This is a genomic window from Mycolicibacterium hippocampi (assembly GCF_010723735.1).
GTDB classification, from domain to species: Bacteria; Actinomycetota; Actinomycetes; order Mycobacteriales; family Mycobacteriaceae; genus Mycobacterium; species Mycobacterium hippocampi.
In genome coordinates, this window is sequence record NZ_BLLB01000002.1 from 1,535,524 (window position 1) to 1,558,608 (window position 23,085).

Sequence of the window (23,085 nt, forward strand, 5' to 3'; positions counted from 1 at the left end):
ACCAGATTAGGACACCCGGCGGCGATACTGGCGTGGTGGACCGGCAGGTGGAGTTGCTGACCCGTCAGGGTTGCCCGATGTGCGCGGCCGCGGCGACGCAGCTGGCGCAGCTGGCCGGCGAATTGGGCTTCGTGCTCGCCGTGACCGATGTCGATGTGGCCGCGGCCGCCGGGGACACCGCGTTGCGGGCCGAGTTCGGCGACCGGCTGCCGGTGGTGCTGCTCGACGGGACCGAACACAGCTACTGGGAAGTCGACGAGACCAGGCTGCGCGCCGACTTGGTGCGGTGAGTCGGGCGCCCGGCGACGGATCGGGCAAATTTGGTAGGCCAGCTGGTTAACGACTACCGTGGAGACGTGGTGAAGAGGCCATGAGCGTATTGCTTTTCGGGGTTTCGCACCGCAGCGCGCCGGTGTCGGTCCTCGAGCAACTGAGCACCGACGAGTCCGATCAGGCCAAGATCGTCGACCAGGTGCTCCAATCCTCGCTGGTCACCGAAGCCATGGTGCTCTCCACCTGCAACCGCGTCGAGGTCTATGCCGTGGTCGACGCCTTCCACGGCGGGCTTTCCGCGATCGGGCAGGTGCTCTCCGACCACTCCGGGATGTCCCTTCAGGATCTGACGAAGTACGCCTACGTCCGCTACGCCGAAGCCGCCGTCGAGCACCTGTTCGCCGTGGCCAGCGGACTGGACTCCGCGGTCATCGGCGAGCAGCAGGTCCTCGGTCAGGTCCGGCGGGCCTATGCCTCCGCCGAGGCCAACCACACCGTCGGCCGCACGCTGCACGAGCTGTCGCAGCGGGCACTGTCGGTGGGCAAACGGGTGCACTCCGAGACCGGTATCGACGCGGCGGGGGCGTCGGTGGTCTCCGTGGCGCTCGACCTGGCAGCGACCAAACTCCCCGGTGGGCTGGTCGGGCGGTCCGCGACCGTGATCGGCGCCGGGTCCATGGGCGCGTTGTCCGCAGCGCACCTGGTCCGGGCCGGCATCGGCCGGATTCACGTGGTGAACCGCACGCTGCCGCGGGCGGAGCGGCTGGTGCTGAACCTGCGAGATCAGGGCATCGATGCCCACGCGTTCCCGTTCGACCATCTGCCGCCGCTGCTCGCGGACGCCGACGTCGTCGTGTCCTGCACCGGCGCTGTGCGACCCGTGGTCTCGCTGGCCGACGTGCACCGCGGCCTGGCCCACGGCCAGGAACGCAAGCAACTGGTGGTGTGTGACCTCGGGATGCCCCGTGACGTCGACCCGGCGGTCGCCGGGTTGCCGGGCGTCTCGCTGGTCGACATGGACCGGATCCAGCGGGAGCCGTCGGCCCGCGCCGCCGCCTCCGACGCCGAGGCGGCTCGCACCATCGTCGCCGCCGAGGTAGCCAACTATCTGGCCGGACAGCGGATGGCCGAGGTGACTCCCACCGTCACGGCACTGCGGCAGCGGGCCGCCGACGTGGTCGAGGCGGAGCTGCTGAGGCTGGACAACCGGTTGCCAGGGTTGGACTCGGCCCACCGCGACGAGGTCGCCAGGACGGTTCGCCGCGTCGTCGACAAGCTCCTGCACGCGCCGACGGTGCGGGTCAAGCAGCTGGCCAGTGCCCCCGGCGGGGACAGTTACGCCGAGGCGCTGCGCGAACTGTTCGAACTCGACCAGCAGGCCGTCGACGCGGTCGCCGCCGGAGAACTGCCACTGGTGGGCGGCGGAACCGATTTCGCGCCGCTCGCCAGTAGCGATTTCGACACTGCAACAACCGATCTCGACCAGACCGAGTAACATTCCTGCACCCCGAAAGCCACTAAGTGATCCGTATAGGGACCCGGGGGAGCCTTCTGGCGACTACCCAGGCCGGTGTCGTCCGAGACGCGCTGATCGACCGCGGCCATTCCGCCGAGTTGGTCATCGTGTCCACCGCAGGCGACCGATCCGCAGCACCGATCGCCGACATCGGCGTCGGGGTGTTCACCGCAGCGCTGCGTGAAGCCATCGCCGACTGCACCGTGGACATCGCGGTGCACTCCTACAAAGATTTGCCCACGGCCACCGATCCGCGCTTCGTGATCCCGGCGATTCCGGTGCGCGCGGACGCCCGTGACGCCCTGGTGGCGCGCGACGGGATGGTGCTCGGAGAGTTGCCGGCCGGGTCGGTGATCGGCACGTCGGCCCCACGGCGGGCCGCGCAGCTTAGAGCACTGGGTCTCGGTTTGGAAATCCGCCCCCTACGAGGCAACCTAGATACCAGGTTGAACAGGGTAAGCAGCGGTGATCTCGACGCCGTCGTCGTGGCCCGGGCGGGATTGGCTCGCATCGGTCGCCTCGACGCTGTCACCGAGACGCTGGAACCGGTACAGATGTTGCCGGCGCCGGCTCAGGGTGCATTGGCAGTCGAGTGCCGTGCCGGTGACACGGCGCTTGCGGAACTGTTGGCGGAGTTGGACGACGCCGACACCCGGGCATCGGTCACCGCAGAGCGAGCCCTGCTGGCCGAACTGGAGGCGGGGTGCTCCGCACCGGTGGGCGCGATCGCAGAGGTGGTCGAGTCGATCGATGAGGACGGCCGAGTCTTCGAAGAGCTGTCGCTGCGCGGCTGCGTGGCGACGCTGAACGGATCCGATGTGATCCGTGCGTCCGGTATCGGGACACCCGGTCGGGCACGAGAGCTTGGGCTCTCGGTGGCCGCGGAGCTGTTCGAGCTGGGAGCACGCGATCTGTTGGACGAACGCGGGAGAGAAGGATGACTCGCCAGATGAGCCTGCGAGGGCGCAAGGGCAAGCCCGGCCGCATCACGTTCGTCGGCTCTGGACCCGGGGACCCGGGTCTGCTGACGGCACGTGCCCGCACCGTGTTGGCCAACGCCGCCTTGGTGTTCACCGACCCTGACGTGCCCGAGGCGGTGCTCGCCCTCGTCGGGTGCGAGCTGCCGCCGCCGTCGGGACCGCTGCCGGCCGCGACGGAGCAGCCTGCCAAGGCATCAGGGGCGTCCGGCACCGCCGACACGTCCGGTGTCGCCGACAAACCGCCCGCCGAGCCGGACCCGTCTCCGGTGATCCCGGGGGGCCCCGACGTCCGGCCCGCACTCGGTGACCCGGCCGAGGTCGCCAAGACCCTGGCCACCGAGGCCCGCACCGGCGTGGACGTAGTGCGGTTGGTGGCCGGCGATCCGCTGTCGATCGACGCGGTGATCACCGAGGTGAACGCGCTCGCGCGCGCCCAGCTGACCTTCGAGATCGTCCCCGGACTGCCCGACACCACGGCGGTGCCCACTTACGCGGGGCTGCCGCTGGGCTCGGCGCACACGGTTGCCGACGTGCGCGGTGACGTCGACTGGGCGGCGCTGGCCGCCGCGCCGGGGCCGCTGATCCTGCACGCGACGGCTTCTCATCTGCCCGAGGCGGCGCGCACGCTGATCGAGTACGGCCTCGCCGACAACACCCCGACCGTGGTGACCGCCAACGGCACCACCTGCCAGCAGCGTTCGGTCGAGACCACGCTGGCCGGCCTGATGGACAAGGCCGTGCTGGCCGGCGCCGGTCCCGACGGGCTCCCTGCGGCCACCGCGGGCGCCCTGGTCGTGACGATCGGGCGCACGGTCGCCAACCGCGCCAAGCTGAACTGGTGGGAGAGCCGGGCCCTCTACGGGTGGACCGTGCTGGTGCCCCGCACCAAGGACCAGGCCGGTGAGATGAGCGACCGGCTCGTCGGACACGGCGCGCTGCCCATCGAGGTGCCGACGATCGCGGTCGAGCCGCCGCGCAGTCCGGCCCAGATGGAAAGGGCGGTCAAGGGTCTGGTGGACGGCCGCTTCCAGTGGGTGGTGTTCACCTCCACCAACGCGGTGCGCGCGGTGTGGGAGAAGTTCAACGAGTTCGGTCTGGATGCCCGCGCGTTCTCCGGGGTGAAGATCGCCTGTGTCGGGCAGGCCACTGCCGACCGGGTGCGCGCCTTCGGCATCAACCCCGAGTTGGTTCCGACCGGGGAACAATCGTCGCTCGGCCTGCTCGACGAGTTCCCGCCCTACGACGACATCTTCGACCCGGTCAACCGGGTGTTGCTGCCGCGGGCCGACATCGCCACCGAGACGCTGGCCGAGGGGCTGCGCGAACGCGGCTGGGAGATCGAGGATGTCACCGCATACCGCACGGTGCGAGCCGCACCGCCGCCGGCGCACACCCGCGAGATGATCAAGACCGGCGGATTCGACGCGGTGTGCTTCACGTCGAGTTCGACGGTACGCAACCTGGTCGGTATTGCCGGAAAGCCGCACGCCCGCACCATCGTTGCCTGCATCGGACCCAAGACCGCGGAAACGGCAGCGGAATTCGGACTGCGTGTCGATGTGCAACCTGAGGTTGCCGCGGTGGGGCCGCTGGTGGAGGCGCTCGCCGAGCATGCCGCCCGGTTGCGCGCCGAGGGTGCGTTGCCGCCGCCGCGGAAGAAGAGCCGACGCCGGTAGTTCGGGAGGGACGGCTTCACATGGCTTTTCCGCGCCACCGCCCCCGGAGGCTGCGGTCCACCCCGGCGATGCGCCGGCTGGTCGCGCAGACATCGCTGGAGCCACGGCATCTGGTGCTGCCGATGTTCGTCGCCGACGGCATCACCGAGCCCCGGCCGATATCGTCCATGCCCGGCGTCGTCCAGCACACCCGCGAGTCGCTGCGCCGTGCCGCCGCCGACGCGGTGGCCGCAGGAGTGGGCGGGCTGATGTTGTTCGGCGTGCCGCGCGACGAGGACAAAGATCCCGACGGCACCGCCGGCACCGACCGTGACGGCGTCCTCAACGTCGCGCTGCGGGATCTGGCCGCCGACCTGGGCGATGACACTGTGCTGATGGCCGACACCTGCCTCGACGAGTTCACCGACCACGGCCACTGCGGCGTGGTCGACGAGCGCGGCCGGGTGGATAATGACGCCACCACCCGGCGGTACGTCGAACTTGCTGTGGCACAGGCTGATTCGGGTGCGCACGTGGTGGGCCCCAGCGGCATGATGGACGGTCAGGTGGCCGCCATCCGCGACGGTCTCGACGCCGCCGGCCACTCGGACACCGCGGTCCTGGCCTACGCCGCGAAGTTCGCATCGGGTTTCTACGGTCCGTTCCGGGAGGCGGTGGCCTCCAGCCTGGAGGGCGACCGCCGCACCTACCAGCAGGAACCGGGCAACGCGCGCGAGGCGATCCACGAGGTGCAACTCGACCTCGACGAGGGTGCCGACATCGTCATGGTCAAGCCCGCGATGGCCTACCTGGACGTGGTGCGCGCCGCGGCCGACATCTCGCCGGTCCCCGTCGCCGCCTACCAGGTGAGCGGCGAGTACTCGATGATCAGTGCTGCGGCGGCCAACGGCTGGATCGATCTGCGCACCGTGGCGCTGGAGACGCTGACCGGAATCCGCCGCGCCGGCGCCGACATCGTGCTCACGTACTGGGCCGTCGACGCCGCCGGTTGGCTGTCGTGACCGAACCGCCGGCGACCCGACCACCTGATGTCGACACCGGGTTCTGGCTGTGGGTGGTCGCACTGCCGCTGATGGTGACCGGCTACGTCGTCGACATGTTCACCGGCCCCGAACGCCTGCCCGGACCGGTGTTGGCGTTCTCCCTGGTGATCGTGTTCGTCATCACCGTCGTCGTCGCGACCTTCCTCGTCCTGATGAGACAGGGGTACCGGTGGGTGCGCACGGTGCTGACCGGCGGCGCGATCGCCGCGGTGGTGTTCTCGGCCGCCGGCCTGTTCACCGCCGAACGCCACGCGGTCGCGGCGATCGGCTACGCCGGCCCGGTGATCGTGGGCTCGGTGCTCATCGCAGGCGGGGTGTTCCTGCTGCATCGCAAGGACGCCCACGAGTTCTTCACCCGCTGATTCGCTAGGCTGGCCCGACCATGACCGACCCATCACCCGTGCCGCCGACGCGGCCGCGTCTGGTCGACATCGCGTTCTGGAGCTTCATCGCCGGCGCCGTGATCATGATCGTCGGAGGGTTGATGGCGTCCACCGCGACCTTCGAAGCCGCCCGCGAGGCGATCAGCCCGTCGGTCGGCGACGACCAGGTGCGCAACTACCTCACCGTGTACCGGGTCAGTGGCGTGGGCTCGGTGGTGGCTGCGGCCGGGTTGGCCTTCCTGGCCGGCCGGACCCGTCGCGGCGACGCCCGGTTCCGCCTGGCGACGCTGGGTCTGGCGGTCGCGATCGTGGTGGTGGTGGCCGTGCTGGCGGTCGGGGTTGGGGTGGCGCAGCCGCTGGTCCTGCTGGCGTTGCTGCCGGTCATTCTCGGGGCCGTCCTGCTGACCAGGCCGGCGGCGCGCACCTGGTGTGAGTCCGAGGGGCGCCGGTGACGCAGGACGACGGAGCCGACCGCGGCTCGGAGCCCGTGCTGTTCTCCGAGCCCGGCGCCAGCTGGCTGTGGTTGCTGGCCGGTCCCGCGGCGGGGATCGCGATGATGCTGATCCAGTTGTCGGCCGGCTACGGCATCCAGTGGTTCGTGCCCGGCCTGTTCTTCGTGCTGGTCTCCGGTTTCCTGGCGATCCAGGTGAAGGCGGCCCGGATCCACACCTCGGTGGAACTGACGGCGCACAAGCTGCGGCAGGGCGCCGAGACCACGCTGACCGACGAGATCGTGCGGATCTACCCGGAAGCCACCGGTGCCGAGACGCCGAAGTGGCAGTACGCGCGGGCGCTCGGCGAGCTGACCGGAGTGCCGCGGGGGCGCACCGGCATCGGGGTGCGGCTGACCAACGACCGCACCGCCCAGGCGTGGGCACGCAAGCACCACCAGCTGCGGGAAGCGCTGACCAATCTGCTCGAGGAACGCATCCCCCCGGAGCCGGGGTCGTGACGTCCCGGCGCGCGGTGCTCGAACTGCTGCTGGCGATCGGCGCGGCGGTGGGCTGCGTCGTCAGCTGGCAGGCGGCGAGCTCGGAGGTGGTGGTCGCGCCCGTCCTCGAGGGTGAGCCGGCGACGGTCTCGCAGGTGTACTACCCGCCGCTGCTGACGCTGTCGCTGCTGCTTGCGACCGTCGCGGGGGTGCTGGTCATCCTGGCCGTCAGCCGCCTCCGCCGCCGCGTCGCCCCCGCGAAATATCATTCCGGGTCGCTATCGGCACCCGATCAACAGCCGTAGCTTCACTCTCGCGGGCACGGCTTTGTGGGCCTCACCACACGCTCTTGGTACAAAGTGCAGATTCTGTAACACTGTTGCTCATGACCGAGTTGGCGGACAAGAGCGGACACCTCGACAACCGGCCTCCCGAGGCGCTGCCGTTGGGTCCGCAGTCGCTGGTCTGGCGGTACTTCGGCGACAACCGGATGTATTTGATCGGCCCGCGGCCCGCCGTGTTGCAGAACATGCTGGCCGAGCTCGGACAGGGCGTCTACGACCACTCCACGTTCTTCGCCGACACCGCAGAGCGACTGCGACGCACCATCCCGCCGATCTTCAACACCGTTTACGGCTCCGAAGACGAGAACGCCGGACTGCAGGTCCGCGACTTCCACCACCACGTCAAGGGTGACCTGCCCGGCCCAGACGGCGAGATGGTCGGCCGCTACCACGCGCTGGACCCCGACACGTACTTCTGGGCGCACGCCACGTTCGTCGAGCAGGTCCTCTACTTCGCCGACACCTTTGTCACCAGGCTGACTCGGGAGGACAAAGAGCAGATCTATCTCGAGTCCAAGACGTGGTACCGCCGCTACGGCGTCAGCGACCGGCCGATGCCCGCCACCTACGCCGAATTCGAGCGGTACTGGGACCACATGATGAATACCGTGCTCGTCGCGCACCCCACCGCGAAGTACGGCGTCGGTTACGTCACCAAGGGTTTCCCGAAGCCCAAGGCGGTCCATCCGGTGGTGTGGCGGCTGGTCGAACCCGTCTTCAACCCGCTGGCGGCGTTCCTGACCACGGGCGGACTGCCGCCGCGGGCCCGTGAACTTCTCGCGCTGCCGTGGACCGACCGTCAGGAGCGCCGCTACCAGCGATTCGCCGCGCTGTGGCGGTCGCGCCCGGTGAACTGGATCTGGGACCGCCTGCCGATGCGGGTGCGCTACAGCGGCTACGCCGTCAAGGGATATGCCCGGTCCTGACGGGGCGACCCGCGAGATCCTCGACGCCGCCGTCGTCGAGTTCGAACGCCACGGCTTCCGTCGGGTCGCGCTCGACGACGTCGCACGCCGCGCCGGCGTCAGCCGCACCACCATCTACCGTCGCTTCGCCAACAAGGACGAGCTCGTCGGTGCGGTCATCGAACGGGAAAACGTCCGGCTGTTCGTCGATATCGCCGCCGAACTCAAACAGTCCGGGCCACAGTCGAATTATTACGTCGAAGCATTCACGCTGTCGATCCTCAAGTTCCGTAGGCACCGGGTGCTGCACCAGATGATCACCGACGAGCCCGGCCTGGTGTTGGAGTTGGCCGGTCGCTATCACCGGGCGGCGATCGAGCGGATGGCCGAAGCGCTGCGGGTGATCTTTCCGCCGGGATTCGCCGAGCGGATCGGCGCCGAGGCGGTCGACGAACTCGCGGACTGCATCCTGCGCTACGCCGCGATGGTGCTGCTGCTGCCCAGCAGGCAGCCGTTGGACACCGCCGACGACATCCGGGAGTTCGCGCGTCGGCATTTCCTGCCCAGCCTTCCCGCCGCACTGCGCAGCGTGCCGGCCTGAAGTTGTTTTGCAGATCACACTTTTGGGCAGCCCGCACCGCATGGAACAAGAATCTGAAGGCAACGGCCAGCAACTCACCGAGAAACCCGAGGTCACCGACGAGCACAAGGAAAAAGCCCGCAAGGTCGCCGAGAACAACCCCGACGACCAGCCGACCACGACCTTGCCCGGCACCGGCGGAACCGTCGCAGGCACCGCCGTCACCGACTGGGTCGACGACGCAGACAAGGGCAAGATCGAGACCAGCGCCGACGAAGGCAACGTGCAGTACCGCAACACCGACGAGTTCCGCGAGAAACTCGACGAGTGAGGCGGTGGTCGCGGGCAGCCGTCGACCTCCCTAAGCTGACTTCTCGTGACCGCCCTTGACCAGATCGCGCCGGCTTTTGTCAGGATGGCCCATTCGATCGTCTGGGCGTCCGTGGCCACCGTCGACGCCGACAGCAAACCGCGAACCCGCATTCTGCACCCGATCTGGGAATGGGACGGCACCGATCTGTTCGGGTGGATCGCGACGGTGCCGACACCGGTGAAGCGGGCGCACCTCGCGGTGCATCCGGAGGTGTCGGTGAGCTACTGGACCACCAACCACGACACCTGCGCAGCCGACTGTCTGGTCGAGTGGTACACCGACGACGAGACCCGCACCGGGGTGTGGGAGAAGTTCGCCACCGGGCCCGAACCGGTGGGCTACGACCCGGCCATCATCCCGATGTGGAAGGACGGGCCCACCTCCGATCAGTTCGCCGTTCTGCGGCTGGCGCCCTATCGACTGCGGGTGATGCCGGGCTCGGTGATGACCGCGGGCGCGGGCGAGGTGCTGAGCTGGCACGCGTCATGACCGTGGGCCCCACCGAGGCCGGACTGCTGCCGCTGGCCCCGAAGAACCCGTTGCCGTACCGGCAGTTGGTGAAGCTGGTCAGGACCCTCGACACCGGCCAGGAAGTGATCCGGGACGCCGGTGGACCTGTCACCCGCGTGCAGCTCGGACCGAAGCGGCTCTTCCCCCCTCTGGTCGCGGTGTTCTCGGCCGACGCGATCCGCGACGTGCTCGGCCGTAACGACGCCTTCGCCGAACGCTGCATCGTCCACGAGGAAGTTCGGCAGATGGCCGGCGACAGCCTCTTCGTACTGCCCAACGTGCCCTGGCGGCCACGCAAACGGGCCCTGCAGCCGGTGTTCACCCGGCAGAACGTCCGGCTGTTCGGCGGTCACATGTCGCGCGCGGCCGAGGTGTTCGTCGAATCCCGGCCTCGCGGTGGTGATGTCGACCTGGACCTCGAATGCCGGCGGATCACCATGCAGTCGCTGGGACGATCGGTGCTCGGCGTCGACCTCAACGAGCGCGCCGACGTGATCGCCGAGCACATGCACGTCGCGTCGTCCTACACCGCGGACCGCGCGTTGCGGCCGATCCGCGCGCCACGGTGGCTGCCGACGCCGGCACGGCGGCGGGCCCGGGCTGCGGTCGCGGCGATGCACCAGGTCACCAGCGACATCCTGCAGGCCTGCCGCGCCGACCCCAGCCGCGACGCACCGCTGGTGCACGCGCTGATCGGGGCCACCGACCCGGAGACCGGCCAACCGCTCTCCGACGACGACATCTGCAACGACCTGCTGATCTTCATGCTGGCCGGCCATGACACCACCGCCACGGCGCTGACCTACGCGCTGTGGGCCCTCGGACACCACCCCGACGTCCAGGACCGGGTGGCCGCCGAGGTCGCCGCGATCGGTGACCGCGTGCTCGACCCGGCGGACGTGTCGCAGCTGGGCTACACCGTCCAGGTGCTCAACGAGGCGCTGCGGCTGTGCCCACCGGCCGCCGGTGTCGGCAGGCTGGCCGTGCGGGACATCACCGTCGGCGGTTACCGCGTCGAGGCCGGAACCCTGCTGGCTGTCGGCATCTATGCGCTGCACCGGGACCCGGCGATCTGGGACGACCCGGCGACTTTCGACCCCGACCGGTTCAGCCCGGAGAGATCCGCCGCCCGGGATCGCTGGAACTTCGTCCCGTTCGCCGGCGGCGCCCGCTCCTGCATCGGCGAACACTTCGCCCGGCTGGAGACCACGCTCGCGCTGGCGACCATCGTGCGCAGCTTCGTGATCGACTCGACCGACGACGTCTTTCCGGTCGACGTGCCGTTCACCACGGTCGCGAAGGGGCCGATCAGGGCCCACGTCACCCCGCGCGACTGAGCCGCCGGCTACAGGCGCTCGATGCCTGGCACCACCCAGCTGCCGTCGAGGACCTCATCCTGCGGGTCGTAGACACGCAGATAGACCCGGAAAGCTCCGTCTGGCACCGGAATCCAATTCACGTTCGGGTCCTGGGGATCTTCCTGGGAGAAGACGATGTCGATCGAACCGTCCTGCTGGTAGACCAGGTTGCCCGACCCTGTGCTGCTGACGGCGTAGATCTCCTGCTCGTTGGGCACCAGGAAGCCGTCGGCGTCATAGACCGTGATCGACCAGAACGCGTCCGCGGGCGGTTCCTGGCCGGGCTCGAAGTGCAGCTGATAGGAGTTCTTCCCGTTGAGCCGTCGCAGGCTCTCGTCCAGGAACGCCGTGGCGTAGTAAGCCTCCTCCGGTGTGTTGGCGCCCAGTCCGATCTTGGCCACCCCGGCTCGGAGCAGGTAGTCGGTGCCGTAATCGCCGATCGCGGGATCGGGTGAGGCCCAGCCCTCGTTACGCACCGCCATGCTGTACTGCGCCATGCTCACCAACGGGTCCAGTAGCGCCGAGACCGTGCGCACGGCCGCCTCGGCCGCCCAGGTGGCGGCCGGGCTCAGGTTGGCGTCGGACACCTCGAGCCCCGGACCCACCCCGATGCGGATGAGTTCGGCGAGCTTGTCGGCGTCGCTGGCGGGGGGCGGGCTGGAGACCATCGCAGCGCTGATCGCGTCGAGGGCGTCGACCCCGGTCGGCAGCGGCTCCGAGGTGCTGGTGTCGAAGTCCTCGATCGGATAGGTCGTGGGACCGCCCGGTGCCGTGAGCGAGTATTGCCGCATCAGCGCTACGGCCTCCTGCTGGTCGGCCTCGTCGCCGGCGAGGGTGCGGCCCAACAGCCAGATGTCGGAGTAGGGGACGACGATGACCTCCGCGCCGGGCGGAATCTCCCCTTCCGGGCCGTCTTCCCAGACGATCGCGTAACTCGCGGCCTCAGATCCCGTTGTCCGCGAGCCGATGTAGCCGACCACGTTGGTGTATGGGTCCATCAACTGGAAGACGAAGTACCGATCCTCCATGTCGGGATGCGACAGCACCACCGGGCCCTCGCTGAGATCGAGGTAGGCCAGTGTGTAGAGGGTATCGACGTTGGGCGCGACCACCAGGTGCTGGTCGGGGTCGATATAGCTGGTCAACGCGATCAGGGTGTTGGTTGCCGGCGCCTCGGCCTGAAGGCGCTCGGTTTCGAGCAACGGGTATCCGTAGAGGTACGCCTGAGCGGCCCGCAGTGCCGCCTCGAGCGGCCTGGGCGGCGGTGCGATGCTGACGTCACCGGCCGAGGTGACCGCTACGTGCACCGTCACGGTGGGCGCCTTGAGTATCCCGGTCAGACCGAGCAACCCGTAGTGGTGCGGCGGATTGCCGACGGTGTCGTCGATGGTGACGGTGAACTGATCGATGACAGCGGAACCGGCCGGTGCGTTGGGGACGTAGGTGAAGTGGCCTTGGTCGTCGACGACTACGGTGCCGTGCGTGGGGGCGCCGGTCACGGAATAGGTCAGCGCGTCACCTTCGTAGTCCACGGCGTTGAAGTTTCCGACCACCGCGCCGTCGACGTTCAGCTCGGTGGAAGCGGTGGGGTCGGCGGCTGGACGCTGGTTGTTCCACTTGTACTGGGACTGGCGCACCAGCAGCCACATCGACTCCAGGACGCGCGGGACCGGCAAGCCCGGCCCGGGCAGGTTCGTCGCGAATCGGCCCAGGCCGATCCAGGTCATGACGTCGGCGACGATGCTCTTGTAGGTCACCGGAGCCGGTTCGGCCGCGGCAGGGGAGCTCAGCGCTGCCGTGACGGCCGATTCCGAGGCGGCACGGGGCGGCGTCTGTTGGGCTTCAGCGGAGGTATCGGCGACGGATACCGCCGCAGTGCGGGGTGCCGGTCGAATGATCTCGGTCTCGGTATCCCGGAGGCGTGCCGGCCGCCGCTCGTTCACGTCGGTTGCCGCAACGGCTGGTTGCCGGGGTTGCGCAGTTGGCCGGCCTGCCGTGTCAGCGTCATCGCGGGAACCGGTCGTGGCCGGGACCGCAGGTTCGTCCGGAGTCGCTGTTCCGACCTGTTCATCCTTCGCGGGCTGGTGCTCGGAATCGCCGTCATCGGCGCCGGACGTCGGGGTTTCAGGGGATTCCTCGGCCGCTGCGGAATGCGGGCCCTGCCCGGGGCGATTCGTGGGTTGTCCAGCGGCCGGCTCCTCGTCGGCATCGGAGTCTGCAACTGGCGCCGCCTCGTCATCGGTGTCGGAATCGTCGACCGCTGACTGGCGCGACCGGGCACCGGATACGGGCCCGGTTCTGCCGGGTGAGGAGGGCCCCGCGGCCTCAGCGTCGCTGTCTGCAGATCTGCGTGGTCGCTCCGTCGCGGTATTACTGGTGGATGGCCGAGAAACAGCGCCCCTGCGCGCATCGGAATCATCGCCCGGCGAGGCGCTCGCAATCCCCGAGCCGCCGATCATCGCCATCGCGACACCCGCAGCCGCCGCAGCAGCAGCTGCCGGCAACCAACGTGGGGCTTCAGACGAAGGTGACATGGCCGTGCTTACCGGTGTGCGTCCGTGGGTTTCGGCGTTCATCTGGCTTTTCTTCCTTTGTTGCGGCGGGCACATCTTGCGGCGCTTGGCTCAACGGAAAGTATTAGACATGCGTGCGTGTCCAAAGGCAAGGCCTGCGATCGGGATCGTGTACGCCGCGCAGGGTGCTGGTTCGCCGAACGGGGATATCGATGGCCGGATCTGAATCCGCGGCGCAGCCGCTACCGCGCGGTCGGCACAAGCTCAGCAAACAGGCGGTTCTCGAATCGCAACGTGAGCGCCTGCTGATCGCCATGGAGGAACTGGTGAACGAGAACGGCTACGTGGCGACGAGCGTGCCCAAGGTGGTTCGCCGGGCACGGGTCACCGACCGCACGTTCTATGCGCTGTTCGAGGACAAAGCGGAGTGCTTCATCGCCACCTGCGAACGACACGGTGACCAGCTGCGGGACCTACTGGCTGCCTACGTGCGCGAGATCGAAACGGCCGAGGACCCCATCGCCGCGTTCGATGCCGGCCTGCACATGTACCTGCAGTGGTGGATGGATCGACCGGGCGGCGCGCGCGCATTCTTCGTCGACATCCTCGTCGTGGGCGACCGAGCCTTCGCGTCGCGGGATCGGCGCGCGAGCATGTTCGCCGACGCTCTGCGCAGAATCGCGGTGGTCCTCCGAAGCCGACTGGGCGTCCGGGGCGAGCCCTGCGAGGTGGATGCGGTGGCGGCGGCAGCGTTGGCCAGCGAACTCGTCGCCCGCAAGGTGCGGGCCGGGCAAATGGCCGAACTACCCCAACTACATTCCGACCTGCGCCGTGTACTCCTCCTGTTGCTGATGGCCGAGGAGCCGCGGACCGAGAGCTGAAGATTCGAACTACCGCGCACCGTTCGGCGGCAGCAGGCGGCTCCAGACGTCAGCGGTTGCTGCGGCCTATCCACCACGCGACCCCGGCGAGCAGCACCAGCACTGCCGCGGCGACGATCCAGGCGGTCACGCCACCGAAGCCCGCGCCGACCCCGGCCACCCCGCCGGGTTCCGCCAGCACGATCATGTGCCCCGCCGCAGCAGCACCGCCGACTCGAACGGCAGCCGGGCGAACACCGGTCGCATCATCCCGGTGACGTGGGCCGACGCCTCGTTGCGGGTCATCACCTGCGGCTCGATTACCCGAAAGGTTCTGCCGTAGCGGCGCATGGTGCCGCCACCGGCCGAGGTGACGTTCTTCAGCCAGTCGCGGTCGGGACCGTAGGTGAGCAGCACCGCCACCCCGTCGCGGGTGCTGAACACCGTCAACGGTGTCCGGTAGTGCTTGCCCGACCGGCGTCCGACGTGCTCGAGGATTCCCATCGTGGGCGCCCAGCCGGCCCACATGCGTTGGATCGGGTTGGTGACGTGGCGGTTGAACCGGGCCAGCCATTGCGGGAGTTGCATGAGGTCCATCACACTCTTAGTCCATGGCGTATCTCAAGCCTCCCTGGTTCGTGGCCACCGTGTTCAACAAGTTCGCGATGGCCACCGGGGTGGGCAACAGCGAGACCCTGACCGTCACGAAGCGGACCAGCGGACAACCGCAGCAGATCCCGGTGGTGGTCCCAGAGGTCGACGGCGTCAAATACCTGGTGTCCACCCGCGGTGAATCCCAGTGGGTCAAGAACGTCCGTGCCGACCCGCACGTCACGGTGGGCTCGGTGAAGTACCTGGCAGCCGAGGTGCCGGTGGAGAAGAGAGGACCTGTCCTGGCCGCGTACAAGCCCAAGGCCGGCAGGGTGGTCGAAGGCTACTGGCGCAAGCTGCCCGAAGACGCCGATCACCCGGTCTTCGCTCTGACGCCCCTCGACTGAAACCACTACACCCTGTAGTTGACCCAGGGCGCCCGGCTGGGACACTGGTGCCATGAGCAGTACCGACCTGTCCGCGAAGCTGTTCGCCGACGCGTGTTCCGTGATACCCGGTGGGGTGAACTCCCCGGTGCGGGCGTTCTCCTCGGTAGGTGGCACGCCGCGGTTCATCACCTCCGCCGCGGGCTGCTGGCTGACCGACGCCGACGGCAACCGCTACGTCGACCTGGTGTGCTCGTGGGGGCCGATGATCCTCGGCCACGCCCACCCCGCCGTGGTCGAGGCGGTACAGCGGGTGGCCGCCGACGGGTTGTCGTTCGGCGCCCCGACCCCGTCGGAGTCCGAGCTGGCCCGCGAGATCATCGGCCGGGTGGCCCCTGTGGAGATGCTGCGGCTGGTGAACTCGGGCACCGAGGCCACCATGAGCGCCATCCGGCTGGCCCGCGGCTACACCGGTCGCGCGAAGATCGTGAAGTTCTCCGGCTGCTACCACGGTCACAGCGACGCGTTGCTGGCCGACGCCGGATCCGGCGTCGCGACGCTGGGACTGCCGTCGTCGCCGGGCGTGACGGGCGCCGCCGCGGCCGACACGATCGTGCTGCCGTACAACAACATCCCTGCGCTGGAGGAGGTCTTCGACCGCATGGGCGACGAGATCGCCTGCGTCATCACCGAAGCCAGCCCCGGGAACATGGGTGTGGTGCCGCCCCAGCACGGGTTCAACGCCGAGCTGCGCCGCATCACCGCAGAGCATGGCGCGCTGCTCATCGTCGATGAGGTGATGACGGGCTTCCGGGTCAGCCGATCCGGTTGGTACGGGCTGGATCCGGTCGACGCCGACCTGTTCACGTTCGGCAAGGTGATGAGCGGCGGGCTGCCCGCCGCGGCGTTCGGCGGCAAGGCCGACGTGATGGCCAGGCTCGCCCCGCTCGGCCCGGTGTACCAGGCGGGCACGCTGTCGGGGAACCCGGTCGCGATGGCTGCCGGGCTGGCCACGCTGCACGCCGCGGACGACGCCGTCTACGCCACCCTCGACACCAACGCCGACCGACTGGCCGCACTGATCAGCGGTGCCCTCACCGAGGCCGGCGTCGCGCACCAGATCCCCCGGGCCGGCAACATGTTCAGCTTGTTCTTCGGCGAAGAGCCGGTCACGGATTTCGCCACGGCCAAAGCCACCCAGACGTGGCGTTTCCCGGCGTTCTTCCACGGCCTGCTCGATGCGGGCGTCTACCCCCCGCCCAGCGCTTACGAGGCCTGGTTCGTCTCGACCGCGCTGGACGACGACGCCTTCGACCGGATCGCGGCGGCCCTGCCCGATGCGGCACGTGCCGCGGCCCGCGCTTCGGAGCCGGCATGACCCAGACGAAGACCGTGGTGCACGTCATGCGCCACGGCGAGGTGCACAACCCCGAACAGATCCTCTACGGCCGGTTGCCCGACTATCACCTCTCCGAACGGGGCCGGGCACAGGCCCAGGCGGTAGCCGAGTGGCTGGCCCACCGCGACATCACCCACGTGGTCGCCTCGCCGCTGGAACGTGCCCAGGAGACCGCGGCGCCGATCGCCGCCCGGCACGGGTTGTCGATCAACACCGACGACGAGCTCATCGAGTCGGCGAACGTCTTTCAGGGCGAGCGGGTCTCGCCCGGCGACGGGGCGTTGCGCAACCCGCGCAACTGGTGGCACCTACGCGACCCGCGCACCCCGTCGTGGGGGGAGCCCTACACCGAGATCGCAGAGCGGATGATGCGGGCGCTGCATCGCGCCCGCGCCGATGCCGCCGGCCATGAAGGCGTGTGCGTCAGCCACCAGCTGCCGGTCGAGACGCTGCGCCGCGCGATGACCGACAAAGCGCTGCATCACTTTCCAACCAGGCGGATGTGCAACCTGGCCTCGGTCACGTCGTTCTACTTCCACGACGACGAGTGCGTGGGCTGGGGATACGCGGAGTTGGCCGGGAAGTGAGGCCGTCGGTGCACCGGGTCGGGCGGGTGGTCACGCTCATGCTGAGCGTGGCCGTGCTCGGGCTCACCGGATGCTCCACCGGCAGTGACGCCGTCGCCCAGGGCGGCACGTTCGAGTTCGTCGCCCCGGGTGGCAAGACCGACATCGTCTACGACCCGCCGGTGAGCCGAGGCCGACCCGGGCCGCTGGCCGGCCCGGACCTGATGGACACCGACAAGACCCTGTCGTTGTCCGACTTCGCCGGCAAGGTGGTCGTGATCAACGTCTGGGGGCAGTGGTGCGGGCCGTGCCGCACCGAGATCACCGAGCTGCAACAGGTCTACGAGGCGACCCGCGACCAGGGGGTGGCGTTCCTGGGGATCGACGTGCGGGACAACAACATCGACGCTCCCCGCGACTTCATCATCGACCGGGGCGTGACGTTCCCGTCGATCTACGACCCGGCGATGCGCACCATGATCGCATTCGGCGGCCGCTACCCGACGACGGTCATCCCGTCGACGATCGTCCTGGACCGCGAGCACCGGGTGGCCGCGGTGTTCCTACGGGAACTGCTCGCCGAGGACCTGCAGCCGGTGGTCGAGCGGCTGGCGGCAGAGACCCCCCAGCCATGAACCTCGATCAGATCGGTGAGCTGACGGCCAGTGGTCCGCTGTTGCTGGCGCTGTCGGTCAGCGTGCTGGCGGGCCTGGTGTCGTTCGCCTCGCCGTGTGTGATCCCGCTGGTTCCCGGATACCTGTCGTATCTGGCCGCGGTGGTGGGCGTCGACCCGGAACCGGCGACGGGTGCCGGCGCGCCCGGGACGCTGGCGCTGCGCGGCGCGAAGCTGCGCGTGGCCGGGGCGGCGGCGCTTTTTGTCGGCGGTTTCACGGTGGTCTTCGTGCTCGGCACTGTCGCGGTGCTGGGGATGACGACCACGCTGATCACCAACCAGCTTCTGCTGCAACGCATCGGCGGGGTGATCACGATCCTGATGGGCCTGGTGTTCATCGGTCTGGTGCCGGTGCTGCAGCGAGACACCCGGTTCACCCCGAGGCGGATCTCCACGCTCGGCGGAGCCCCGCTGCTCGGTGCGGTGTTCGCGCTGGGGTGGACTCCGTGCCTGGGGCCGACGCTGACCGGGGTGATCGCAGTGGCCTCGGCGACCGAGGGCAGCAATGTGGCGCGTGGTGTGGTGCTCGTCGTCGCCTACTGCCTCGGCCTGGGAATCCCGTTCGTGCTGCTGGCGTTCGGCTCGGCGCGTGCCGTCGCCGGGCTCGGCTGGCTGCGCCGCCACACCCGCACCATCCAGATCTTCGGGGGCGTGCTGCTGATCGCAGTGGGCATCGCTCTGACGACCGGCTTGTGGAACGAGTTCGTGTCGTGGGTGCGCGACGCGTTCGTCAGCGACGTCAGGCTCCCGATCTGATGGCCGCTCCGCCCCCCACTGCGCGAGCAGACACAAAGTCGCGCGATGTTCGCCCAAATCGCGCGAGTTCGCGTCTGCTCGCGTTGATCCGCAACACCTGGCGCACCCTGACCTCGATGGGCACCGCGCTGGTGCTGCTGTTCCTGCTGGCGCTCGCGGCGATCCCCGGAGCGCTGCTGCCGCAGCGCAACCTCAACGCGACCAAGGTCGCCGAGTACATCGCCGCGAACCCGACCATCGGGCCCTGGCTGGACCGCGTCCAGGCGTTCGACGTGTTCTCCAGCTTCTGGTTCACCGCGATCTACGTGCTGCTGTTCATCTCGCTGGTGGGTTGTCTGACCCCGCGCCTGTTCGAGCATTTCCGCAGCATGCGTGCCAACCCGGTGCCGGCGCCGCGCAATCTGGGTCGGCTGCCCAAGTATCACAGCGCCGCGGTCCCGGGAGACGTGACCGCGGTGGCGACGGCGGTCGACGAACGGCTGCGTGGGTGGCGTCGCATCACCCGTCGTACCGGGGACGGCGAGACCACCGAAATCGCGGAAATTTCAGCGGAGAAGGGATACCTGCGCGAGTTCGGCAACATCGTCTTCCACTTCTCGCTGCTCGGTCTGCTCGTCGCGATCGCCGCGGGCAAGTTGTTCAGTTACGAGGGCAACGTCATCGTCATCGCCGACGGCGGGCCAGGATTCTGCACGGCATCACCCGCCGCGTTCGACTCGTTCCGGGCGGGAAATACCGTCGACGGGACCTCGCTGTATCCGATGTGTGTGCGGGTCAACGACTTCGAAGCGACCTATCTGCCGAACGGGCAGGCGGTGTCGTTCCAGGCAGACATCGACTACCAGGCCGGCGACAACCTCGACACCGGCACCTGGCAGTCGTACCTGCTGAAGGTCAACGAGCCGTTGCGCGTCGGTGGCGACCGGGTCTACCTGCAGGGCCACGGCTACGCCCCCACGTTCACCGTGACGTTCCCCGACGGTCAGACCCGCACCCAGACGCTGCAGTGGCGGCCCGACGACCAGATCACGTTCCTGTCTTCGGGAGCGATGCGCTTCGATCCGCCCGGCGGCACCTACGACGACGAACGTGAGCGACGCAGCAACCAGCTCGCGATCCAGGGGCTGTTCGCGCCGACCGGAGAGCTCGACGGCACCCTGCTGTCGTCCAGCTTTCCCGCGCTGAACGACCCCGCGGTGGCGATCGACGTCTACAAGGGTGACACCGGGCTGGACACCGGCCGCCCGCAGTCGCTGTTCTCGCTGGACCCGCGGATGATCGGCCAGGGCCGGCTGGACAAGGTCGCGCGGGTCAACCTGCGCGCCGGCGAGGACACCCGCCTCGACGACGGCACCGTGGTGCGGTTCGACGGCGCGACCCCGTTCGTCAACCTGCAGGTGTCCCACGATCCGGCCCAGATCTGGGTGTTGGTGTTCGCGATGACGATGATGGCCGGGCTGCTGGTGTCGTTGATCGTGCGGCGACGACGCGTCTGGGTGCGGTTGTCGCCGGGGGCTGGGTCCGACCGCGAGGGTACCGTGAACGTCGAGCTGGGCGGCCTGGCCCGCACCGACAACTCCGGCTGGGGTGACGAGTTCGAGCGGCTGACGGCGCGGCTGCTCGCCGGAAGCGAGACCGGCGCGCCGGTTGGTGAAGACAAGAAGGCGGATCGTCCATGAATTCCACAGATATCGACCTCGGGCTGGCCCGTTACTCGGACTGGGCGTTCACGTCGTCGGTACTGGTGCTGGTCGTCGCCCTGCTGTTGCTGGCTGTCGAGTTGGCCTACAGCGGTAGCCGCAAGGTCGAGACCCGGGAACTGGTCGGTGCCGGTGTCTCGGAGACGGTCGCGGTCAACAGCGCCACTCCCGGGGTGGTGGCCGACACGCCGCGGCGGTCGCTGGACGAACGTGTCGGCTCGGCCGGGCTGGCGCTGATCTACGTCGGGACCGCGCTGCTGCTGGCGTGCATCGTGTTGCGGGGTCTGTCCACCGCGCGGGTGCCGTGGGGCAACATGTACGAGTTCATCAACCTCACCAGTTTCTGTGGCCTGGTGGCCGCGGCGGTGGTGTTGCGCCGGCCGCAGTACCGGTCGCTGTGGGTGTTCGTCCTGGTCCCGGTGCTGATCCTGCTCACCGTGTCGGGTCGCTGGCTGTACTCACACGCCGCTCCGGTGATGCCCGCTCTGCAGTCCTATTGGCTGCCGATCCACGTGTCGGTGGTCAGCCTGGGATCCGGGGTGTTCCTGGTCGCCGGCGTGGCCAGTGTGTTGTTCCTGCTCAAGATGTCGCGGCTGGGCGAGCCGGATCGGCCCGGCGTGGTCGCCCGCGTCGTGCAGCGACTCCCGGACGCCCAGATCCTGGACAGGATTGCTTACCGCACAACGATCTTCGCGTTCCCGGTGTTCGGCTTCGGGGTGATCTTCGGCGCGATCTGGGCCGAGGAGGCGTGGGGTCGGTACTGGGGCTGGGATCCCAAGGAGACGGTCTCGTTCATCGCGTGGGTGATCTATGCGGCCTATCTGCACGCCCGCTCGACAGCGGGCTGGCGGGACCGTAAAGCCGCGTGGATCAACGTCGCCGGCTTCGTGGCGATGGTCTTCAACCTGTTCTTCATCAACTTGGTGACTGTCGGGCTGCATTCGTACGCTGGCGTCGGCTGAGCCGACAAGAGAGCTGTTCGTCAGGAGAGGGAGGAGAGGGATCGTTGTCTGACCTGCCGGGTGGTTTTCGGGCACAGCAACGGTTCATCGACCCGGCGGCTGCCGTGCCCGCGGAGTGGACGGCCCCGACCCCGCCCCACGGAACGCCGCCGGTCGTCGCTGCCAGCCAGCCCGAGCAGGCAACGCCCGACCCGGCAGCGCCCGATCCGCCGCCGTATCTCGACCTGTCGACGGTCGCGCTGCTCGGCAAGCCGAGGCGCGCGCCGTCGGCGGGCTGGCGCAGGTGGGTGTACTGGGCTTCGGCCCGGCTGATCAACCTGGGTGAGAGCCCGAAGGTGCTTCGCCACGACACCCTGGTCGCGCAGGTGCAGCGTCCGCTGCGCGGGTGCTACCGGATCGCGCTGCTCTCCCAGAAGGGCGGCGTCGGCAAGACGACCATCACCGCGACGCTGGGCGCCACGTTCGCCACCAACCGCGGGGACCGGGTGATCGCGGTGGACGCCAACCCCGACCGGGGCACGCTGAGCCAGAAGGTGCCGCTCGAGACCCCGGCCACCGTGCGTCACCTGCTGCGCGATGCGGAGGGGATCGTCGCCTACAGCGACGTCCGCCGCTACACCTCCCAGGGCCCGAGCAGGCTGGAGGTCCTCGCGTCCGAAACCGATCCCGCGGTGTCCGAGGCGTTCAGCTCGGACGACTATCACCGCACGCTGTCGGTGCTGGAGCGCTTCTACAGCCTGGTGCTCACCGACTGCGGTACCGGCATGCTGCATTCGGCGATGTCGGCGGTGATCGACAAAGCCGACGTGCTGGTGGTGATCAGCTCCGGCTCGGTGGACGGCGCGCGCAGCGCATCGGCGACACTGGACTGGCTGGACGCCCACGGCTACGAGGACATGGTCAGCAACTCGATCGCCGTCATCAACGGAGTGCGGCCGCGCTCGGGCAGGGGCACGAAGGTTGACCTCGCCAAGGTCGTGGATCACTTCGCGCGGCGCTGCCGGTCGGTATGTCAGGTGCCGTTCGACCCGCACCTGGAAGAGGGGGCCGAGATCAGCCTGGACCGGCTGCGGCCGCAGACCAGGGAGTCCCTGATCGAACTGGCCGCGTCGGTGGCACAAGGCTTTCCGGGTGCGCGCCGACAGGGCGACCCAGCCGTCGACTAGGTCTGCAGTGCGCGGTCAGGACCGCGGTTGGTCGTCTCGCGGATTGATCCGCCGCAGGAAATCCGGATCGTCGTCCGGTCCGATCACCCGGGTGCGCGGTCGATTCGCAGCCATCCGGGTAACCCGCCATCCGACGTAGACCAGTGCGGCCAAGACGATCAACAGGAGCAAATAAGCCACCTAAAACCTCCTTCCTGTCAATATACGCGTCATGGGTAGGCTCGGTCCGTGTCTGACGGACCCCGGAGATCCCGCCTGCTGCTCGACGTGCTCGCCTACGTCGCGGCCCGCCTCGTCCTCGTCGTCGTCACGACGCTGGTGATCATCGGGGTCGGACGTCTGTTCGGGGTGCAGGATTTCCCGGTGGTGGTGGCGTTGCTTTTTGCCATCGTGATCGCGCTGCCGCTGGGCATCTGGCTGTTCACCCCGCTGCGGCGGCGCGCCACCGAAAGCATCGCGACATGGGACGAGCGACGCCGCCGCGACCGCGAACAGCTGCAGGCCCGGCTGCGCGGTGACGTCGCACCCGAAGACCCGACCCTCGATTCTCGAGAGGGCTGAAGGCCCGCCGGCCAGAATTCTTTCGAACCTATTACGGATTCTCCGCGGCAGGCGTGTGCTGCTTAGCTGAGACCGCAACG

General features: G+C 68.8%; 29 protein-coding genes. 25 read left to right on the forward strand and 4 right to left on the reverse strand.

The annotated features are described in order from the left end of the window. Window positions 1-35: 35 nt before the first annotated feature. The 14 genes from G6N53_RS08495 (at window position 36) to G6N53_RS08560 (ending at window position 10,851) form a co-directional block, all read left to right on the forward strand. The gene (locus G6N53_RS08495; protein ID WP_163888074.1) at window positions 36-290 is read left to right on the forward strand and encodes a glutaredoxin family protein; all 255 of its coding nucleotides are present in this window, start codon (window positions 36-38) and stop codon (window positions 288-290) included. Between the two features lie 80 nt (window positions 291-370). Then, complete coding sequence (locus G6N53_RS08500; protein ID WP_163888075.1) at window positions 371-1,768, forward strand: glutamyl-tRNA reductase; 1,398 nt, start codon at window positions 371-373, stop codon at window positions 1,766-1,768. A gap of 26 nt (window positions 1,769-1,794) precedes the next feature. Then, window positions 1,795-2,730 (forward strand): hydroxymethylbilane synthase, encoded by a 936-nt coding sequence (gene hemC / locus G6N53_RS08505; RefSeq protein ID WP_163888076.1) that lies wholly within the window; start codon window positions 1,795-1,797, stop codon window positions 2,728-2,730. Then, complete coding sequence (locus tag G6N53_RS08510; RefSeq protein WP_163888077.1) at window positions 2,727-4,445, forward strand: bifunctional uroporphyrinogen-III C-methyltransferase/uroporphyrinogen-III synthase; 1,719 nt, start codon at window positions 2,727-2,729, stop codon at window positions 4,443-4,445. The genes hemC and G6N53_RS08510 overlap by 4 nt, the downstream gene beginning before the upstream one ends. Window positions 4,446-4,465: 20 nt before the next feature. Then, the gene (gene hemB, locus G6N53_RS08515) at window positions 4,466-5,446 is read left to right on the forward strand and encodes a porphobilinogen synthase (protein WP_163888078.1); all 981 of its coding nucleotides are present in this window, start codon (window positions 4,466-4,468) and stop codon (window positions 5,444-5,446) included. After that, window positions 5,443-5,850: a hypothetical protein gene (locus G6N53_RS08520; RefSeq protein ID WP_163888079.1), complete on the forward strand. Its 408-nt coding sequence runs from the start codon at window positions 5,443-5,445 to the stop codon at window positions 5,848-5,850. Before hemB ends, G6N53_RS08520 begins: the two co-directional genes overlap by 4 nt. A 20-nt stretch (window positions 5,851-5,870) precedes the next feature. Beyond that, a complete protein-coding gene (locus tag G6N53_RS08525; protein ID WP_163888080.1) occupies window positions 5,871-6,323 on the forward strand; it encodes a hypothetical protein in 453 nt (150 codons plus the stop codon). Then, window positions 6,320-6,823 (forward strand): transport-regulating membrane protein Mce1N, encoded by a 504-nt coding sequence (gene mce1N, locus G6N53_RS08530; protein WP_163888081.1) that lies wholly within the window; start codon window positions 6,320-6,322, stop codon window positions 6,821-6,823. The genes G6N53_RS08525 and mce1N overlap by 4 nt, the downstream gene beginning before the upstream one ends. After that, window positions 6,820-7,107, forward strand: a complete 288-nt coding sequence (locus G6N53_RS08535) for a hypothetical protein (protein ID WP_163888082.1) — start codon at window positions 6,820-6,822, stop codon at window positions 7,105-7,107. Before mce1N ends, G6N53_RS08535 begins: the two co-directional genes overlap by 4 nt. A gap of 80 nt (window positions 7,108-7,187) precedes the next feature. Next, the gene (locus tag G6N53_RS08540; RefSeq protein WP_163888083.1) at window positions 7,188-8,072 is read left to right on the forward strand and encodes an oxygenase MpaB family protein; all 885 of its coding nucleotides are present in this window, start codon (window positions 7,188-7,190) and stop codon (window positions 8,070-8,072) included. Next, window positions 8,059-8,652 (forward strand): TetR/AcrR family transcriptional regulator, encoded by a 594-nt coding sequence (locus G6N53_RS08545; protein ID WP_163888084.1) that lies wholly within the window; start codon window positions 8,059-8,061, stop codon window positions 8,650-8,652. The genes G6N53_RS08540 and G6N53_RS08545 overlap by 14 nt, the downstream gene beginning before the upstream one ends. 40 nt (window positions 8,653-8,692) lie before the next feature. Next, window positions 8,693-8,962, forward strand: a complete 270-nt coding sequence (locus G6N53_RS08550; protein ID WP_163888085.1) for a hypothetical protein — start codon at window positions 8,693-8,695, stop codon at window positions 8,960-8,962. A gap of 84 nt (window positions 8,963-9,046) precedes the next feature. After that, window positions 9,047-9,493: a pyridoxamine 5'-phosphate oxidase family protein gene (locus G6N53_RS08555; protein ID WP_276000178.1), complete on the forward strand. Its 447-nt coding sequence runs from the start codon at window positions 9,047-9,049 to the stop codon at window positions 9,491-9,493. Beyond that, window positions 9,490-10,851: a cytochrome P450 gene (locus G6N53_RS08560; protein WP_163888087.1), complete on the forward strand. Its 1,362-nt coding sequence runs from the start codon at window positions 9,490-9,492 to the stop codon at window positions 10,849-10,851. The genes G6N53_RS08555 and G6N53_RS08560 overlap by 4 nt, the downstream gene beginning before the upstream one ends. Window positions 10,852-10,859: 8 nt before the next feature. Here G6N53_RS08560 and G6N53_RS08565 read toward each other — a convergent pair whose 3' ends face one another. After that, window positions 10,860-12,815: a DUF1254 domain-containing protein gene (locus G6N53_RS08565; protein WP_205390333.1), complete on the reverse strand. Its 1,956-nt coding sequence runs from the start codon at window positions 12,813-12,815 to the stop codon at window positions 10,860-10,862. A 141-nt stretch (window positions 12,816-12,956) separates the two neighbouring features. Here G6N53_RS08565 and G6N53_RS29850 point away from each other — a divergent pair, with 141 nt between their 5' ends. Further along, entirely contained in the window at window positions 12,957-13,136 is a 180-nt protein-coding gene (locus G6N53_RS29850; RefSeq protein ID WP_205390334.1) for a hypothetical protein, read from the forward strand. Window positions 13,137-13,597: 461 nt separating this feature from the next. Beyond that, the gene (locus G6N53_RS08575) at window positions 13,598-14,266 is read left to right on the forward strand and encodes a TetR/AcrR family transcriptional regulator (protein ID WP_163888090.1); all 669 of its coding nucleotides are present in this window, start codon (window positions 13,598-13,600) and stop codon (window positions 14,264-14,266) included. Between the two features lie 49 nt (window positions 14,267-14,315). Here the strand turns inward: G6N53_RS08575 and G6N53_RS08580 are convergent, their stop codons facing one another. Then, the gene (locus G6N53_RS08580; RefSeq protein ID WP_163888091.1) at window positions 14,316-14,453 is read right to left on the reverse strand and encodes a hypothetical protein; all 138 of its coding nucleotides are present in this window, start codon (window positions 14,451-14,453) and stop codon (window positions 14,316-14,318) included. Then, entirely contained in the window at window positions 14,450-14,833 is a 384-nt protein-coding gene (locus G6N53_RS08585; protein WP_163888092.1) for a nitroreductase family deazaflavin-dependent oxidoreductase, read from the reverse strand. Before G6N53_RS08585 ends, G6N53_RS08580 begins: the two co-directional genes overlap by 4 nt. 23 nt (window positions 14,834-14,856) lie before the next feature. Here G6N53_RS08585 and G6N53_RS08590 point away from each other — a divergent pair, with 23 nt between their 5' ends. Genes G6N53_RS08590 through G6N53_RS08625 form a run of 8 tightly spaced genes read left to right on the forward strand, consistent with a single transcriptional unit; the run spans window position 14,857 to window position 22,444 of the window. Continuing rightward, window positions 14,857-15,243, forward strand: coding sequence for a nitroreductase/quinone reductase family protein (locus G6N53_RS08590; RefSeq protein ID WP_163888093.1), 387 nt, complete (start codon window positions 14,857-14,859; stop codon window positions 15,241-15,243). Window positions 15,244-15,295: 52 nt separating this feature from the next. Continuing rightward, complete coding sequence (hemL, locus tag G6N53_RS08595) at window positions 15,296-16,600, forward strand: glutamate-1-semialdehyde 2,1-aminomutase (RefSeq protein WP_163888094.1); 1,305 nt, start codon at window positions 15,296-15,298, stop codon at window positions 16,598-16,600. Next, window positions 16,597-17,208 carry a histidine phosphatase family protein gene (locus G6N53_RS08600; RefSeq protein ID WP_163888095.1) on the forward strand — a complete coding sequence of 204 codons (612 nt, stop codon included), beginning with the start codon at window positions 16,597-16,599 and terminating at the stop codon, window positions 17,206-17,208. Before hemL ends, G6N53_RS08600 begins: the two co-directional genes overlap by 4 nt. A 38-nt stretch (window positions 17,209-17,246) precedes the next feature. After that, window positions 17,247-17,822: a TlpA disulfide reductase family protein gene (locus G6N53_RS08605; RefSeq protein WP_163895647.1), complete on the forward strand. Its 576-nt coding sequence runs from the start codon at window positions 17,247-17,249 to the stop codon at window positions 17,820-17,822. Then, window positions 17,819-18,616 carry a cytochrome c biogenesis CcdA family protein gene (locus tag G6N53_RS08610; RefSeq protein ID WP_163888096.1) on the forward strand — a complete coding sequence of 266 codons (798 nt, stop codon included), beginning with the start codon at window positions 17,819-17,821 and terminating at the stop codon, window positions 18,614-18,616. Before G6N53_RS08605 ends, G6N53_RS08610 begins: the two co-directional genes overlap by 4 nt. Then, window positions 18,616-20,295, forward strand: a complete 1,680-nt coding sequence (locus tag G6N53_RS08615) for a cytochrome c biogenesis protein ResB (protein ID WP_163888097.1) — start codon at window positions 18,616-18,618, stop codon at window positions 20,293-20,295. The genes G6N53_RS08610 and G6N53_RS08615 overlap by 1 nt, the downstream gene beginning before the upstream one ends. After that, entirely contained in the window at window positions 20,292-21,278 is a 987-nt protein-coding gene (gene ccsB, locus G6N53_RS08620) for a c-type cytochrome biogenesis protein CcsB (RefSeq protein WP_163888098.1), read from the forward strand. The genes G6N53_RS08615 and ccsB overlap by 4 nt, the downstream gene beginning before the upstream one ends. Continuing rightward, complete coding sequence (locus G6N53_RS08625; protein ID WP_371870809.1) at window positions 21,182-22,444, forward strand: MinD/ParA family ATP-binding protein; 1,263 nt, start codon at window positions 21,182-21,184, stop codon at window positions 22,442-22,444. The genes ccsB and G6N53_RS08625 overlap by 97 nt, the downstream gene beginning before the upstream one ends. Before the next feature lie 15 nt (window positions 22,445-22,459). On the opposite strand, the gene G6N53_RS29855 is transcribed toward G6N53_RS08625, so the two are convergent. Beyond that, window positions 22,460-22,624 (reverse strand): hypothetical protein, encoded by a 165-nt coding sequence (locus G6N53_RS29855; RefSeq protein WP_159230191.1) that lies wholly within the window; start codon window positions 22,622-22,624, stop codon window positions 22,460-22,462. Window positions 22,625-22,672: 48 nt separating this feature from the next. Here G6N53_RS29855 and G6N53_RS08630 point away from each other — a divergent pair, with 48 nt between their 5' ends. After that, on the forward strand, window positions 22,673-23,005 hold the full coding sequence (locus tag G6N53_RS08630) for a DUF4229 domain-containing protein (RefSeq protein WP_163888100.1): 333 nt from the start codon (window positions 22,673-22,675) through the stop codon (window positions 23,003-23,005). Window positions 23,006-23,085: the final 80 nt, after the last annotated feature.

Excerpts from the sequence above, each read along its gene's own strand:
- G6N53_RS08500 (WP_163888075.1), top strand. The coding sequence starts at position 371 with ATGAGCGTATTGCTTTTCGGGGTTTCGCACCGCAGCGCGCCGGTGTCG.
- G6N53_RS08510 (WP_163888077.1), top strand. The coding sequence starts at position 2,727 with ATGACTCGCCAGATGAGCCTGCGAGGGCGCAAGGGCAAGCCCGGCCGC.
- hemB (WP_163888078.1), top strand. The coding sequence starts at position 4,466 with ATGGCTTTTCCGCGCCACCGCCCCCGGAGGCTGCGGTCCACCCCGGCG.
- G6N53_RS08525 (WP_163888080.1), top strand. The coding sequence starts at position 5,871 with ATGACCGACCCATCACCCGTGCCGCCGACGCGGCCGCGTCTGGTCGAC.
- G6N53_RS08540 (WP_163888083.1), top strand. The coding sequence starts at position 7,188 with ATGACCGAGTTGGCGGACAAGAGCGGACACCTCGACAACCGGCCTCCC.
- G6N53_RS08545 (WP_163888084.1), top strand. The coding sequence starts at position 8,059 with ATGCCCGGTCCTGACGGGGCGACCCGCGAGATCCTCGACGCCGCCGTC.
- G6N53_RS08550 (WP_163888085.1), top strand. The coding sequence starts at position 8,693 with ATGGAACAAGAATCTGAAGGCAACGGCCAGCAACTCACCGAGAAACCC.
- G6N53_RS08555 (WP_276000178.1), top strand. The coding sequence starts at position 9,047 with ATGGCCCATTCGATCGTCTGGGCGTCCGTGGCCACCGTCGACGCCGAC.
- G6N53_RS08560 (WP_163888087.1), top strand. The coding sequence starts at position 9,490 with ATGACCGTGGGCCCCACCGAGGCCGGACTGCTGCCGCTGGCCCCGAAG.
- G6N53_RS08575 (WP_163888090.1), top strand. The coding sequence starts at position 13,598 with ATGGCCGGATCTGAATCCGCGGCGCAGCCGCTACCGCGCGGTCGGCAC.
- G6N53_RS08580 (WP_163888091.1), bottom strand. The coding sequence starts at position 14,453 with ATGATCGTGCTGGCGGAACCCGGCGGGGTGGCCGGGGTCGGCGCGGGC.
- G6N53_RS08585 (WP_163888092.1), bottom strand. The coding sequence starts at position 14,833 with ATGCAACTCCCGCAATGGCTGGCCCGGTTCAACCGCCACGTCACCAAC.
- G6N53_RS08590 (WP_163888093.1), top strand. The coding sequence starts at position 14,857 with ATGGCGTATCTCAAGCCTCCCTGGTTCGTGGCCACCGTGTTCAACAAG.
- hemL (WP_163888094.1), top strand. The coding sequence starts at position 15,296 with ATGAGCAGTACCGACCTGTCCGCGAAGCTGTTCGCCGACGCGTGTTCC.
- G6N53_RS08600 (WP_163888095.1), top strand. The coding sequence starts at position 16,597 with ATGACCCAGACGAAGACCGTGGTGCACGTCATGCGCCACGGCGAGGTG.
- G6N53_RS08605 (WP_163895647.1), top strand. The coding sequence starts at position 17,247 with ATGCTGAGCGTGGCCGTGCTCGGGCTCACCGGATGCTCCACCGGCAGT.
- G6N53_RS08610 (WP_163888096.1), top strand. The coding sequence starts at position 17,819 with ATGAACCTCGATCAGATCGGTGAGCTGACGGCCAGTGGTCCGCTGTTG.
- G6N53_RS08615 (WP_163888097.1), top strand. The coding sequence starts at position 18,616 with ATGGCCGCTCCGCCCCCCACTGCGCGAGCAGACACAAAGTCGCGCGAT.
- ccsB (WP_163888098.1), top strand. The coding sequence starts at position 20,292 with ATGAATTCCACAGATATCGACCTCGGGCTGGCCCGTTACTCGGACTGG.